This window comes from Paenarthrobacter sp. RAF54_2 (genome assembly GCF_052113945.1).
In the GTDB taxonomy this organism is placed as follows: Bacteria; Actinomycetota; Actinomycetes; order Actinomycetales; family Micrococcaceae; genus Arthrobacter.
Map to the genome: position 1 here is coordinate 1 of NZ_JBFRDV010000008.1, position 15,152 is coordinate 15,152.

Here is a 15,152-nt window from a genome sequence, read left to right on the forward strand (position 1 = left end):
AGGGCTAGGGCTGGTACAACCGCCGCCGACCAAACCGCCGCGCCGGCGGCGTCCCACCAGCCACAGCCCACGCAAACCACCACACCAGCGCCCAGGAACCCCTGGCCGCCTAACCAACAACAACGAGAACTGTCTCAAAAACTTGACGAGCGCAAACCGCCCAAAACCGGCGGGACGTGAGAGGGGAACCGTCCGAAACGGGCAGGACGTGAGAGAGCAACCGCCCGAAACGGGCAGGACGTGAGAGCGGAACCGCCCGAAACGGGCAGGACGTGAGAGAGCAACCGCCCGAAACGGGCAGGACGTGAGAGAGGAACCGCCCAAAACCGGCAGGATGTGAGAGAACGATCACCCGTGGTTGCTAGGCCGGGACGGGGCCTGTGGAACCCCGGACCGTGAGATGGGTGGGCATGACGGAACGGCTCCGGTTACCGCCCCCCGCCAACGGGTTCAGCTGGGCCAGCAGCATGGACACGGCCACACGGCCTGCTTGCTCAATGGGTGAGCTCATGGTGGTGAGCGGGGGATTGCAGAAATCAGCCCCAAAGATATCGTCACAGCCCACTATGCTCATATCTTCGGGCACGCGCAGGCCGCGCTCGCGAAGCCGCTGCAGCATGCCGATCGCTATGAGGTCGTTGAACACAATGCAGGCAGTCACTCCACTGTGGACTGCCGCATCGGCAGCGGCGGCGCCGGACTGTGTCTTCGGCGCAAAAGGTCCGAGGCTGCGGACGTCCACCCCACGGTCCTCGGCGGCTTCGGACAATGCCACCCAGCGTCGGGCGCTCGATTGCGAGACTGCAGGTCCGGCTACGTAGGCCACGGATGTGTGCCCCAGCGAAATAAGGTGATCCAACGCCTGCGGCATGGCCGATGGAGTATCGATGATGACTGCAGGAACGCCGCCGACGTCCCGGTTCACCGTGACCATGGGCATCTTGGCGGCGGCAGCGGCGAGTGACTCGTCATTCAAGCGGGAGGCTGCAACGATCACGCCGTCAGCACTCTTGCGCAGCTGCTCAAGGGTGCTGGCCTCCACTTCATCGGATTCCTCGGTGTCCACCAGTAACTGCGTGTACCCGGCAGCCTTGAGTTGCAACTGCGTGCCGCGAATGAGATCGAAGTAGAACGGGTTGGTGATATCCGGCACCAGCACGCCCACTGCTCCGGTCCGGCCTGAGCTCAGCGCCTTTGCCTGGGAGTTTGGCGTGTAGTTAAGTTCGACGGCGGCAGCTTGGATCCGCTGCCGGGTGCGGATATTGACGCGGTCCGGATTGGTGAGTGCCCGGGAGACAGTGGACGCCGCGACTCCGCACAGTGCGGCAATGTCATGGATGGTGGCGGGCCGGTTTGATGCCACGGGTTGCGTCGCCATGGGTRTTCCTCTCTGAACAACGGGTCATCCGGCTGTGATTGCTGCCACACCGTTTATCAAGAATGCCACAGGATGGCAGATTATGGCAATCGGTTGTCATGAGGATGCCAAGTTAGCTAAACTCAGGGGACAACACCGCCTGTGAACTATGTCACCGCACCCTGCGGCGGCGTCAGGAACAAGCCGCCACAGGCACTATCTAGGAGATTTCGTGACTCAACCCAATGCCGTGTGGAGCCTGTCCGGCTTCGGTGATGAGATAGACCCCGATCCCGCAGTCCAGGCCGCTGTACTCTTGGCCCTGGGCGCCAGCCACATCGAAGTCCGCAGCGCCTGGGACGTCAACGTGTCCGAACTCGAAAAGGAAGCAGTAGAGCGACTCAAGGGGATTTTTGACGAAAAAGGCCTCAAAGTCTCAGCTGTTGCCAGCCCCATAGGCAAGGTGGACGTCAGCCTTCCCGTGGAGCATGAGGTCAGCCGGCTCCGCCAGATCATCTCCGTGGCCAAGGGCCTTGACGCCAAGTACGTCCGGATCTTCTCCTTCTACCGCGCGGAAGGCCAGGGCCAGGAAGAAATCCGGGATGACGTAATGGAACGCATGAGGGCATTGGCCGCAGAGGCTGAAGCCAGTGGAATCGTTCTGCTCCACGAAAACGAAAAAGGCATCTACGGCGATACGCCCGAGCGGGTCCTGGACATCATGGAGACTGTGGCCTCCCCGGCACTCCGCGCGGCGTGGGATAACGCCAACTTCGTACAGGTAGGCGTCAAGCCCTACACCGAGGGCTATGCCATGCTGCGTCCGTACCTTGAGTACTTGCAGGTAAAAGATGCCCTGGCCGATACGGGCGAAGTGGTTCCTGCCGGGCAGGGCGACGGCGAACTTGATGCCACAATTGCCGCACTCCAGGCCGACGGTTTCACAGGCTTCGCGTCCCTGGAGCCGCACCTCGACAACGCCCACGAGCTGGGTGGGTACTCCGGACCCGTAGCCTTCGGCATCGCCGCGCGGGCTTTCGCAGCCCTGGCAGCCAGGAATGGCGTCGAACTGGTCTGACCGCCGGATCGACCGCAAGCCCACCAGCACCATCCTTCAAAGGAGCAGGAAATGCCTACAGCGGCAGTCATCGGTTGCGGTGACATCTCAACGATCCACTTTTCGGCGATCTCAACCTTGGACGACGTCCAACTGGTGGCGGTATGCGATACCGATCCAGGGCGGTTGCAAGCGGCGGCAGCCGCCCACAGCGTCCCGGGGTTCACGGACTACCTGGACATGCTGGAGAAGGCGCGTCCCGACGTCGTACATATTTGTACCCCGCACCACCTCCATGCGTCCCTTGCCGCCGACTGCCTGGAGCGAGGCGTCAATGTAATCGTCGAGAAGCCCCTCGCGCACACGCTTGAAGAAGGGAAGCGGCTCATTGAAGCGGCTGAACGGAGTCAGGCGAAGATCGCCGTCTGCTTCCAGAACCGCTACAACGTGACGTCGCAGGCAATGCGGAAAATGCTCGACGGCGGCGGGCTGGGTCGGGTAATCGGCGCATCGGCCACTGTCATGTGGCATCGGAACGGTGACTACTACCGTGATCGGCCTTGGCGCGGCACCTGGCTGGAGGGTGGGGGTGGGCTGATGATGAACCAGGCAATCCATACTGTCGATTTGCTTCAGTGGTTGGTGGGCGATGTTGCCAAGGTGGAAGGCCGGGCGTCGACCCGCTCCCTGGGCGGCGTGATTGAGGTGGAAGACACCGCGGAGTTTGTTGCCGAGCATGTGAACGGTGCCCGCAGCGTCTTCTATGCAACTTTGGCAAACGCGGTCAATGCGCCGGTCGCGCTGGACATCGTGACCGAAAAAGCGACGCTCAGCCTGCGCGGCGACCTCACTGTGACTTACGACGACGGCACGGTGGAGGTCATCCCGGAGCGGGTGGCGGAAACGGGCGGCAGGTCCTACTGGGGCGTCTCGCATGAGCTGTTGATCAAGGACTTCTACGCCGGACTCAAGAACGACGGACCTTTCTGGATTGGTCCTGCAGAGGCAGGAAAGTCGCTCCGGATCGTCAAGGACATCTATGCACAGAGCTATCCGGACCAGTTGGAACGGGTGAGCTGAACGCAGCAGTGCCTGCCGGCGATTTCGGCCGGGAGCCATTGGGGGTTTCCGGCCGTTTTCGTCTCCAATTCAGGGAACCCCGCCCAGGATCCTGGCAACTTGGCAACATTTTCAGAAACTTTTGACAATCGGTTGCCAAGCCCGGATTACTTCCGTAATGTAAGTCCCACACCCACAAAAATGTGGTTCACACCACACCCTTCGTTCTGATTCGCATCAGGCCAAGATTCAGTAGGAGCCGACAATGAAGTTAGGTCCAAAGGCGGCAGCAGCCGCCCTCGTACTCAGCGCCTCCCTGGCGCTCACCGCATGTGGCGGCGGAGGCGCCGGAGCCGGTTCAAACGCTGGTGGCGGAAAGACTGTCACAGCCTTGACGCTGGGCACGCTCCGTGACATTACTTCGTGGGATCCTGCCCAGGCTCACGTCGGCCACGCACTGCAGCCCTATCAAGCAGCCTATGACTCCCTGATCCTGCGCGAACCGGATGGCAAGCTCAGCCCCATGCTGGCCACGGCGTGGAAGTACAACACCACCAACACCAAGCTCACCGTGGACCTCCGGAAGGACGTCACGTTCAGCGACGGCGCCAAGTTCGACGCCACAGCAGCCAAGGCCAACCTTGACCACTTCAAGAAGGCCAACGGCCCGCAGATGGCCCAGCTCGGATCGGTATCGGACATCGCCGTGGTGGACGAGGACACCATCGACATCAACCTCAGCGCTCCAGAGCCGGCCTTGGAGTATTTCCTGAGCCAGGCCGCCGGCCTGATGGGCAGCCCCGCAGCGCTCGGCACTGATGCGATCAAGACCGTACCGGTTGGTTCGGGACCCTACGTGATGGACAAAGCGGCATCGGTGAAAGACTCCCAGACGGTCTTCACTGCCCGCGAGGGATACTGGAACAAGGACCTGCAGAAGTACAAGAAGCTCACCCTGAAGATCCTCACCGATCCAACGGCCCGCACCAATGCCCTGGTTTCCGGCCAGATTGATGCCACGCTCCTGGATCCCAAGAACGGCAAGCAGGCAGAGGGTGCCAAGATGAAGCTGGAAACCAACCAGGTTGACTGGTCCGGTTTGCTCCTTCTGGACCGGGACGGCACCAAGAACCCGGCACTTGCCAACGTCAAGGTCCGTCAGGCCATCAACTATGCGTTCGACCGCAAGACCATTCTGGACCAGGTCATGCTGGGCCAGGGAACGCCCACTTCGCAGCCGTTCGGCAAGGAAAGTGGTGCCTGGACGGAGGAGCTGGAGAACTACTACAGCTACGATCCCGCCAAGGCCAAGCAACTGTTGAAGGACTCCGGTTTCGAGGGCAAGGTAACCCTTGACGTTCCCACCCTGCCTGGAGCTGAAACCCTTATCTCGGTCATGCAGCAACAACTCGCAGACGTTGGAATCACCCTGAAACCGGGCGCCGCCATCACCAACACGTTCACCGCGGACGTCGCGGCACAGAAGTACCAGGCGCTCTTCTTCAACCTCTTCCAGGGTGAGCCCACCGTTGCGATCGACCAGATCGTCTCCACCAAAGCGTTGTACAACCCCTTCAAGAACACCACGCCTGAGCTTGAGGCGAAGATTCAGGCTGTGCGCACCGGTGGCGATGAGGCCGGCAAGCTGGCCCAGGAAGTCAACAAGTATGTTGTGGAACAGGCATGGTTCGCCCCGCTCTTCCGCGTGAACCAGATGTACTACCACAACGACAAAGTGAACGTCACCCCGCAGGTACAGCAGGCCGTTCCGTCCATCTATAACTACTCGCCCGCCAAGTAGGAACCCATGATCAAGTTCATTGCGAAAAGGCTGGGCAGCGGACTGGTGGTGTTGTTCGTAGTCTCGGCTCTCACCTTCATCCTGCTGTACACCTCCAGCGGAAGCATCGCCCAAAATATCCTGGGTGACCAAGCCACACCTGAACAGGTGGCCATGAAGGAACAGGAGCTCGGTCTCGACCAGCCACTTGCAACGCGCTATTTCGCCTGGTTGGGCGATGCCTTGAGCGGAAACCTTGGAACCTCGTGGTTCACGTCGGAGCCGGTGGCCAACTCCTTGGCCACTCGGATCCCGGTGACCATGACCATGGTTTTCTCCGCAATGATCCTGATCGCCATCTGCGCAGCTCTGATCGGCGTTGCTGCAGCCGTCAAGCGCGGCTGGGTGGACAGGGCGGTCCAGGTGGGCGCCATCATCGGCGAYTCCATCCCCGGATACGTGATCGGCGTGTTCCTTGTGACTATCCTTGCCATCCAGCTGGGCCTCTTCCCGGCCACCAGCACTATCTCGCCCGAGGTGGGACCTGAGGCCTGGGTGTACTCCATGACACTTCCGGTCATCGCCCTGCTCATCAATGGAGTCACCGGCGGGGCTCAGCAAATCCGCAGTGCCGTGATCAAGCAGCTCGAGCGTGACTACGTCCGCACATTGCGCAGCCGGGGGATTGGAGAGCGCGAAATCCTCTTCAAGCATGTGCTCCGCAGCGCCGCTCCGGCCGGCCTCACCGTATTGAGCCTGCAATTGATCGGCATGCTGGGAGGCGTGGTGATCATCGAGCAGATCTTCGCCCTCCCCGGAATGGGTCCCCTCGCAGTTACTGCAACAGGCCAGTCCGATCTTCCCGTAGTCATGGGAGTGGTGATGTACACCGTAGTGGTGGTCATCGTGGTGAACCTCCTGGTGGACATTCTCAATGGTTGGCTCAACCCGAAAGTACGTGTGTCATGAGCGATTCCGTAGATTCAGCGGCAATTTCCGCAAGTCCCGACTCCAGGGGTGTGGCAGCGAAGGTCCCCGATGGACAAAGCGGTACCGTGGTCCGCTCCGGCGTGATGCGCCGCCTCATCAGGAACCCCCTGGGTATCGCTTCGCTGGTCATCCTGGGCAGCATCGCCTTGTTGGCTATTTTCGCCCCGGTCCTGGCTCCCTTTGAGGAGAACTTCGCCAACATCTCCAAAACGTTGGCCGCTCCGGACTCGGTGAATATCCTGGGTACTGACAGCGCAGGACGAGATACCTGGAGCCGCCTGCTCTTCGGCTCCCAGCTCACCCTGGTGTCCGCCCTGCTGTGCGCAGGTGTAGCCATCGCCATCGGCCTCCCCGCGGGCCTGATAGCCGGCTACTACGCAGGCAAGTTCGAAGCGGTCTCCAACTGGGTAGTGAGCATCCTGATGAGCCTGCCCGGCCTGATCGTCTTGCTTACCATCCGCGCAGCCTTCGGCCCGTCCGTGTGGATTTCCATGATTGCGTTCGGCGTCCTCATCAGCCCGTCCTACTTCCGGTTGACACGCACAGCGGTCCAGTCTGTCCGCAACGAGCTCTACGTCGATGCCGCGCGTGTCTCCGGCCTTTCGGACCTGAGCATCATCGCCCGCCATATCTTCTCCGTGGTCCGCGCACCCATTATCATCCAGACCGCAGCAATCGCGGGCGTGGCCATCGCCATCCAGTCCGGCCTTGAATTCCTGGGACTTGGGGATCCCACCAAGGCAACCTGGGGCGTCATGCTCTCGGAAGGCTTCAAGAACGTCTATCTGACGCCGACCCTGCTTCTCTGGCCGGCACTTGCCATGGCACTCACCATCGGTGGACTCGTCCTGCTTGGCAACGCCATCCGCGACGCCCTGGAAGACGGCGAAAAGATCAAGCACCGCAAGAAGAAGGCCGCCAAAGCTGAACGTAATGCTGCAGAACGCACGACGACGGAACCCGCCAAGGCGCGCCAGTCACGTAAGTCCGTGGCCGCCGTCGAGACCGGAACCGAACACCACCTGGTCAAGGTGACCAACCTCGGCGTCGGATATCCGCAGGCTGATGGTTCCATCAAAAAAGTAGTGGACGACGTCTCGTTCCACGTGGACCGCGGCGAAATCCTGGGCATTGTGGGTGAATCGGGTTCGGGCAAGTCCCAGACCGCGTTCTCCATCCTGGGCCTGCTGCCGGACAACGCCAGGATTGTGGGCGGCTCCATCCAGTTCGACGGCAACTACACCGTTGCCCCGGGCGAGGACCGCGTCAGCCAGGAGCGGTTGTCCAAGCTGCGCGGTAAGAGGATCTCCTACATTCCACAGGAACCCATGAGCAACCTGGACCCGGCCTTCACCATTGGCTACCAGCTGGTCACCCCCATGGTCCGTGTCTTGGGAATCTCGAAGTCCGAAGCCCGCCAGCGTGCGCTCAAGCTCCTCACCGACGTCGGTATTGCCAACCCGGAACTAACCTTCAACGCTTACCCGCATGAAGTTTCCGGTGGCATGGCCCAGCGCGTGCTCATCGCCGGTGCCATCAGCTGCGAACCGGACCTGGTCATTGCTGACGAACCCACCACGGCGTTGGACGTCACCGTCCAAGCGGATGTGCTGGACCTGCTGCGCGAGCTGCAGCAGCGACTGAACATCGGCGTGATCCTGGTGACCCACAACTTCGGCGTCGTCGCCGATCTCTGCGACCGTGTTGTGGTCATGCAGAACGGCCGGCTCGTGGAAGAAGGAACCGTCCGGGATATCCTCCGAAACCCGAAAGAGCCGTACACCCAGACCCTTCTTGGGTCCATGCTCGAAGGAAAGACCCCCATGACGATGCTGGTATCCAAGCCTGGATCAGCAGCACAGAAGGAGCCGGTGGCATGAGCATCTCAGTTACATCACCGCAAAGCGCCCCGTTGCTCTCCGTAGAGAACCTGGTGGTCGAGTATCCCAGCAAGCGGTTCCGGGCCAAGCCTTTCCGGGCGCTGACGGACATCAACATCACCATCGGCCAAGGCGAAACCCTTGGTCTGGTGGGGGAGTCCGGCTCGGGCAAGACCACCTTGGGCAGGGCTGTTCTGGGCCTCGCGCCCGTCACTTCCGGAAAGGTGATTTTCGAAGGCAACGACATCAGCAACGCCTCGCGCAAGGAACGGCGAACGCTGAGCCGGGACCTTCAAGTGGTGTTCCAGGACCCCTACACTTCGCTGAACCCGGCACTGGAAATCGGCGACATCCTGGCTGAACCGCTCGGCGTGCAAGGCATGGAATCCGCAGCGGCCAAGAAGCGCGTCAAGGAACTGCTGGACCAGGTGGGCTTGCCGTCGGACGCGATCCACCGACTACCGCGTGAGTTCAGTGGCGGCCAGCGCCAGCGTGTTGCGATTGCCCGGGCTTTGGCGCTGTCACCCAAACTCATTGTCTGCGACGAACCGGTCAGTGCTTTGGACCTCTCCACCCAGGCCCGCGTTCTGGACCTCTTCCTGCAGATCCAGAAGGACACCGGGGTTTCGTACCTGTTCGTCTCCCACGACCTCGACGTCGTACGGCACATCAGCCACCGCGTAGCCGTGATGTACCACGGCGAAATCGTGGAGCAAGGCCCCGCCGAGGTGGTCACCCGCGATCCCGATCACCCCTACACCCAGCGACTGTTGCTCGCCTCGCCCGTGCCCGATCCTGACCGCCAGGAACAACGGCGGGCAGACCGCCATCGTTTGCTCGCAAACCAACACAGCCAAATCGAACAGCAAGGTGCCGTGGCCTGAACGGCCAGGCATCCCATGACACATCCAGGGCCCGGAAGGGCCCGGAAACCCCGGAGGAAAAAGTGGCCACAATAGGCGTCCAAGCCATGATGCTGAAGGACAGTTTTGCTGATGTGGGAGCATTCGAAACGCTCCGCAAGGTCAGTGCGATCGGCTATAGCGCCGTCGAAATTTCCCAGATCCCCATGACCCCGGAGAATGTGGGTGAGCTGGACCGCTCCCGCACGGAGCTGGGTATGGATATCGCCGCGCTTTCGGTCAATATTGAAGGCCGCAAGGGCATGCCCGTGGAATCACTGGCGGACGACTTCGACAAGATCGTGGACGATGCCAAGCGCCTGGATACCTCGTTGCTGCGCATTGGCATGCTTCCGTTCGGGGCAATGAAGTCGTTGGATTCGGTGGTTGAATTCGCCAAGCAAGCCAACGGTTATGCCGAAAGGCTGCAGGAACAAGGCATCAGCCTTTACTATCACAACCACCACGTTGAGTTCGCGAAGTTCGACGGCAAATACATGCTGGACATCATCGCCGAAAACTCCCCGGCCATGGGTATGGAGATTGACGTCCACTGGGTGCAGCGCGGCGGCCTGGACCCCGTCCGCGCCCTCCAAAAGTACGCTGGCAAGACTGCCATGGTGCACCTCAAGGACTACAGGATCGGTCAGATGCCGGAATCGTCCTTCGGGCTCCTGGAGAAGGGCGACTTCCCCGGCTTCATGTCGGAGTTCCGGAATGTAGTGCAGTTCGCTGAAGTGGGCGAAGGCAACCTGGACTTCCCATCCATCATCCCTGCCGCCATGGCGGCTGGTGCCCGGTATCTCCTGGTGGAGCAGGACGAACTGTATGGACGGACCGTCTGGGATGCACTCCAGACCTCGTACGACAACCTGGTGGCCATGGGCCACGCCGACCTTTTCTAGATTTCAACACAGGTTCTAGATTTTCAATACAGGAGATTGCATTCATGAGCACGAAAGTACGCCTCGGCATCATCGGCCTGGGCCAGCAAGGCGGCGCCTACGCCAAGTTCATCACCGACGGCTTGGTCCCGAATATGGAGATCGGCGCCATTTGCGACGTCGATCCTGCCAAGAAGGAACTTGCCGCATCCCAGTACCCGGATGTCCCGTTCTACGACGACTACATAGCCCTGCTGGAAAGCGGTTCGGTTGATGCTGTTATCACCTGCGTGCCGCACTTCCTGCACCCTGAGATGGGCATCGAATCACTCAAGCGAGACATCCATGCGCTGGTGGAGAAGCCTGCCGGGGTCTACACCAAGCAGGTCAAGGAGCTGAACGAGTTCGCCGCTTCGAAGCCTGAGCTCTCCTTCGGCATCATGTTCAACCAGCGCAACAACCCGCTCTACAAGAAGCTCAAGGAAATCGTCGATAACGGCGAGATTGGCAAGATCCGCCGCTCCAACTGGATCATCACCAACTGGTGGCGGCCGCAGGGTTACTACAACTCCAGCGAGTGGCGCGCTACGTGGGGCGGCGAGGGTGGCGGCGTTCTGGTCAACCAGGCGCCGCACCAGCTGGATCTGTGGCAGTGGATCTGTGGCGTCCCGCAGTCCGTCTACTCCAAGGTGGCGTACGGCTTCCGCCGCGACATCGCCGTCGAGGATGAAGTCACCGCAGTAGTGGACTATGGCGACGGCGCCACCGGCGTTTTCGTGACAGCCACCCACGACATCGTGGGAACAGACAGATTCGAAATCCTGGGTGACCAGGGCAAGATCGTGGTGGAGGACAGCAAGGTGGCCACAGTCACCCGGCTGGTCAAGCCGGAGCGGGAAATCAGCGATTCCATGGGCATGGATGATGTCCGCAAGCTCTTTATGGGCCAGCTGAACCGCGAGGAGTTGTACAGCAGCGAGATTATTGAGTTCGAGTCTGCGTGGGGCGGCCAGCACGCCGGCGTCCTGGAGAACTTCGCGGCCAACATTCTGGATGGCACTCCTCTGCTTGCTCCGGGCTCGGACGGAATCAACGGCGTCCGCTTGGCCAATGCCATCCACCTCTCCAGCTGGACCGGCAAGGAAGTTTCGCTGGACTTTGACGAGGATGAATTCCTCCGGGAGCTCAACAAGCGCATCGCTGAAGAGGGCAAGTTCCCCGAGCGTTCTTAACCAGGCTGGGCCGGTTGCCACGATTAATGAATGGCAACCGGCCTGATTTTGTTGCCAAAAGGTCTACGATGGAGCGGTGACCGACGTGACGAACTCCGGAGCAGCCACTACCCCCACCAAACGCGGCCGGGGGGAGAAGTCCTCACCCACCATCTACGACATCGCCAAGCTTGCAGGCGTCAACCCCTCCACGGTGTCCCGTGCCTTGAGCAAGCCCGGGAGGGTGAGTGCCAAGACGCAGAAGATCATCGAGGATGCAGCCGAGCAACTGAATTACCAGGTGAACCCGTTCGCCCGCGCGCTTCCAACAGGAAGGACGCAGACCATTGGGTTGATCGTTGCAGATATCACCAATCCGACCTTCTTTGACATCATCCGTGGCGCTGAAACCACTGGCTCGGCCCGTGATTACACCCTGGTCCTGGCTGAATCCGCAGAGTCGCCAGAGACGGAAGTCACGGCAGGTCGTCGCCTGCTGAACACCGTGGACGGCCTCATCCTGGCCAGCCCCCGCATGGATGACGACCACATCCGCGCGCTGGCTGAGGACAAGCCGGTAGTCGTTATCAACCGCGAGGTCCAAGGCGTCCCATGTGTGGTGCCGGACGTCAACAAGGGCATCAGCCAAGCGGTCAGAAGCCTCGCCGCCAATGGCCATGAGAACCTCGCCTATGTTGCGGGTCCAAAGCAGTCCTGGATGACGGCTCGCCGCTGGGAGGGCGTTAAAGCGGCATGCGATTGGTCAAAGCTGGGTGCAGTCCGCCTGGAATCGTCCAAACCCACAGTCGACGGCGGCCGCCAGGTAGCGCGCGACGTCCTGGAAAGCGGAGCGACCGCGGTCATCACGTACAACGACCTCCTTGCCATCGGCTTGATGCAGGAACTCCAGGCCGGTGGGATGCGGGTTCCAGACCAGATCAGCATCGTGGGCTTTGATGATATCTTCGGCGCGGACTTCACTACTCCAGCCTTAACCACAGTGCGCTCACCCCTTGGGGAGTGCGGAACCCGTGCAGTCACCATTCTGTTGGACATGCTGCAAGGCCACGATGCCCCCAGCGAAGCCGTGAGCGTGGAGACCGAGCTCGTGGTGCGCGGGTCCAGCGGAAGGCTGCTGAGCTAGTCCTCAGTGTTCAGGCAAATTGGCTGTTGCACTGAATTGGCAATTTTTGGCAACCGGTTGACAAAATGGCAAGCTGAACCGCAAGATTGACCTATGTCACAGTCCATCGCAGCACACCCCGACAGGCTCCTGCCCGCAGATCCCGGCACGCGCAGCATCGCGCGATCCTTGCTGGAGCGCGTCCAGGACCTGCCCATCATTTCTCCGCACGGCCACGTTGACGCCGCTGTCATTGAACAGAACACGCCGTTCCCTGATCCTGCAGCGCTCCTGGTCAGCCCGGACCACTACGTCACCCGCCTGATCCACGCCAATGGTGTTCCGATGGATCAGCTGCTGACAGGCACGGCGTCCGCGCCCGATTCGCGGGAGATTTGGAGGCAGTTCGTCCAGGCCTGGCCGCTGTTCGAGGGCACAGCCTCCGGGTACTGGCTGCGCACCCAGTTCAACGATGTCTTCAAACTCGGCGCAGACCTCGGCGACATGCCGGCCGATGCGAGCTACGACGACATCGCCGCGAAGTTGGTGGAGCCGGACTTCCGTCCCCGGCAGCTTTTCAAGGATTTCAACATTGAGGTCCTGGCCACCACGGATGATCCCTTGGACAACCTCGCCAGCCACAAGGCCCTCACCAATGACCCCAGCTTCAACGGCCGGGTGCTTCCCACGTTCCGACCGGATGCATATCTGAATGTGGCGCATCCCAGTTGGAGCACCAACGTTGACCGTTTGATCGAAACTGCGGGCGACGGCGCAACCGGCTATGCCGGATACATCGCCGCCCTGGAAAACCGCCGTCGGTACTTTTTGGAGCATGGCGCAGTATCCGCAGACCACGGCGTGCGCGCACCTGCCACGCTCAAACTGGATGCCGCAGAAGCTGAAGCGCTCTTTGAACTTGCCCGTGCCGGCAAGGCTACCGCGCAGGATCGGGATGCGTTCGAGGCCCACATGATGTACCAAATGGCGCGCATGTCAGTGGAAGACGGACTGGTCATGACCATCCACCCTGGCTCGTACCGCAATCACCACGGGCCCACGTTTAACAAGTTCGGCCCAGACACCGGTCACGACATTCCGTTCGCGGTGAACTACACCGAGGCCATCCGCCCGTTGCTGCAGGACTTCGGCACGGCCAAGGATTTCCACCTGGTGCTCTTCACGCTCGACGAGACCGTGTTCTCCCGTGAACTGGCGCCGCTGGCTGGTTTCTACCCGTCCGTCTTCATCGGTGCGCCGTGGTGGTTCCTGGATGCACCGGATGCCATGTTGCGCTTCCGTTCTGCAGTTACAGAAACCGCCGGTTTCTCGCGGTCCTCCGGCTTCATCGATGACACCCGCGCGTTCTGCTCCATTCCCGCACGGCACGATGCCTCCCGCAGGATCGAAGCGTCCTTCCTCGCGCGTCTCGTAGCCGAGCACCGCGTGACTGAAGCCCGCGCGCACGAGCTGATTCTCGACGTCGTTGATTCCTCGCCACGCAGGGTGTTCAAACTATGAGCGTGGATGGGCTCCCTCGATTGAACCGTGAGGTCAAAGCGGCTGAAAAGGCTCCCGTGCGCATTGTGCACCTCGGACTCGGGGCCTTTCACCGTTCGCACCAGGCCTGGTACACGCAGCATGCAGGGGACGCAGGGGATTGGGGCATCGCCTCCTTCACGGGGCGTCGTCCGGATGCCGCAGCAGTTCTGGCGGAACAGGACGGCCTTTTTACCGTGGTGGAACGATCCGATGCAGGGGATTCCTTCGAGGTTGTAGGCAGCGTTGTAGAAGCCATCGATGGCGCCAACGTTGGACGATTGACCGAACTCGTCGCAGCACCGCAAACAGCGGTGATAACTCTGACCATCACGGAAGCAGCATATGCGCACGGCGCGGATGACCTGCCGCGGCTGGTGGCGGGGCAGCAACCCACGACGCCGTTGGGACGCTTGGTCCTTGGCCTCGCCGCCCGCAGGGACGCCGACGCCGGACCCCTCGCCGTGGTTTCCTGCGACAACCTCTCGGACAACGGAAACGTGGCCCGTGGGGGCGTAGCGGAAATCGCCCTGGGCTTCGACGCCGGACTTGCCGACTGGATCGACCACAACGTCAGCTTTGTCAGCACCTCGGTGGACCGCATCACGCCCCGAACCACAGCCGACGATGTTGCTCTGGTCAGTGAACAGTGCGGGTACCGGGACGAAGCTCCGGTAGTCACTGAACCGTTCCACAACTGGGTGCTGAGCGGTCATTTCCCCTCAGGGCGTCCACGTTGGGAAGACGCCGGAGCCGTTTTTGTGGATGACATCGAACCTTACGAAAACCGCAAACTTTGGCTCCTCAACGGCGCGCATTCCATCCTGGCTTATGCCGGGCAGTTGCGCGGCCACACCACAGTGGCGCAGGCCTTGGGTGACGCCGTATGCCGTGAAGCTGTTGAGGAATTCTGGGACGAAGCTGCCAGGCACCTTTCCGGCGAGGAACTCCGCATCCCCGAATACCGGACTGCCTTGCTTGATCGCTTTGGGAACTCCCGGATCGCACACCATCTGGCCCAGATCGCTGTGGACGGCAGCACCAAGCTCCGAATGCGTGCACTGCCGGTGCTTCGTGCGGAGCGGGCCGCAGGGCGAAGCGGCACAGCCGCGGCGAGAATGATCGCGGTGTGGTCCGCCTACGCCGCCGTCAATCCTGAGCTGCAGGATCCCAGGGCTTCAGCCATTGCAGCTGCCAACGGGCTCTCTGGGAGTGCGCGGGTCGCAGCGTTGCTGAGGCTTTTGGATCCGGACCTTGCCACCGAACCAGAAGTGGCAGAGCTGGTGCAGGAGCTGAGCTCGGATTGGGCCACTGCCCGTGCCGGGACAGGAACTGCAGCGTAGGGGTTTTCCAATCCGTAATGGCAACCG

Annotated in this window: 12 protein-coding genes; 11 read left to right on the forward strand and 1 reads right to left on the reverse strand. The window is 61.3% G+C overall.

Annotated elements, in window-relative coordinates; all coding sequences use genetic code 11:
• Nucleotides 1-361 precede the first annotated feature (361 nt).
• Entirely contained in the window at nt 362-1,378 is a 1,017-nt protein-coding gene (locus AB4Y87_RS09645; RefSeq protein WP_442004129.1) for a LacI family DNA-binding transcriptional regulator, read from the reverse strand.
• A 211-nt stretch (nt 1,379-1,589) separates the two neighbouring features.
• On the opposite strand from AB4Y87_RS09645, the gene AB4Y87_RS09650 reads away from it, so the two are divergent.
• From AB4Y87_RS09650 to AB4Y87_RS09700, 11 genes are all read left to right on the forward strand, one after another.
• Complete coding sequence (locus AB4Y87_RS09650; protein ID WP_442004130.1) at nt 1,590-2,435, forward strand: sugar phosphate isomerase/epimerase family protein; 846 nt, start codon at nt 1,590-1,592, stop codon at nt 2,433-2,435.
• A 51-nt stretch (nt 2,436-2,486) separates the two neighbouring features.
• Nucleotides 2,487-3,494, forward strand: a complete 1,008-nt coding sequence (locus AB4Y87_RS09655; RefSeq protein ID WP_442004131.1) for a Gfo/Idh/MocA family protein — start codon at nt 2,487-2,489, stop codon at nt 3,492-3,494.
• Between the two features lie 244 nt (nt 3,495-3,738).
• Entirely contained in the window at nt 3,739-5,274 is a 1,536-nt protein-coding gene (locus AB4Y87_RS09660; protein WP_442004132.1) for an ABC transporter substrate-binding protein, read from the forward strand.
• Between the two features lie 6 nt (nt 5,275-5,280).
• Complete coding sequence (locus AB4Y87_RS09665; protein WP_442004133.1) at nt 5,281-6,222, forward strand: ABC transporter permease; 942 nt, start codon at nt 5,281-5,283, stop codon at nt 6,220-6,222.
• A complete protein-coding gene (locus tag AB4Y87_RS09670; protein ID WP_442004134.1) occupies nt 6,219-8,123 on the forward strand; it encodes a dipeptide/oligopeptide/nickel ABC transporter permease/ATP-binding protein in 1,905 nt (634 codons plus the stop codon). The genes AB4Y87_RS09665 and AB4Y87_RS09670 overlap by 4 nt, the downstream gene beginning before the upstream one ends.
• A complete protein-coding gene (locus tag AB4Y87_RS09675; RefSeq protein ID WP_442004135.1) occupies nt 8,120-9,007 on the forward strand; it encodes an ATP-binding cassette domain-containing protein in 888 nt (295 codons plus the stop codon). Before AB4Y87_RS09670 ends, AB4Y87_RS09675 begins: the two co-directional genes overlap by 4 nt.
• A 62-nt stretch (nt 9,008-9,069) precedes the next feature.
• On the forward strand, nt 9,070-9,930 hold the full coding sequence (locus AB4Y87_RS09680; protein WP_442004136.1) for a sugar phosphate isomerase/epimerase family protein: 861 nt from the start codon (nt 9,070-9,072) through the stop codon (nt 9,928-9,930).
• Between the two features lie 44 nt (nt 9,931-9,974).
• Nucleotides 9,975-11,141, forward strand: coding sequence for a Gfo/Idh/MocA family protein (locus AB4Y87_RS09685; protein ID WP_442004137.1), 1,167 nt, complete (start codon nt 9,975-9,977; stop codon nt 11,139-11,141).
• A gap of 76 nt (nt 11,142-11,217) precedes the next feature.
• Nucleotides 11,218-12,264 (forward strand): LacI family DNA-binding transcriptional regulator, encoded by a 1,047-nt coding sequence (locus tag AB4Y87_RS09690; protein ID WP_442004138.1) that lies wholly within the window; start codon nt 11,218-11,220, stop codon nt 12,262-12,264.
• 93 nt (nt 12,265-12,357) lie between these two features.
• Nucleotides 12,358-13,764: a glucuronate isomerase gene (gene uxaC / locus AB4Y87_RS09695; RefSeq protein ID WP_442004139.1), complete on the forward strand. Its 1,407-nt coding sequence runs from the start codon at nt 12,358-12,360 to the stop codon at nt 13,762-13,764.
• A complete protein-coding gene (locus AB4Y87_RS09700; protein WP_442004140.1) occupies nt 13,761-15,125 on the forward strand; it encodes a mannitol dehydrogenase family protein in 1,365 nt (454 codons plus the stop codon). Before uxaC ends, AB4Y87_RS09700 begins: the two co-directional genes overlap by 4 nt.
• Nucleotides 15,126-15,152: the final 27 nt, after the last annotated feature.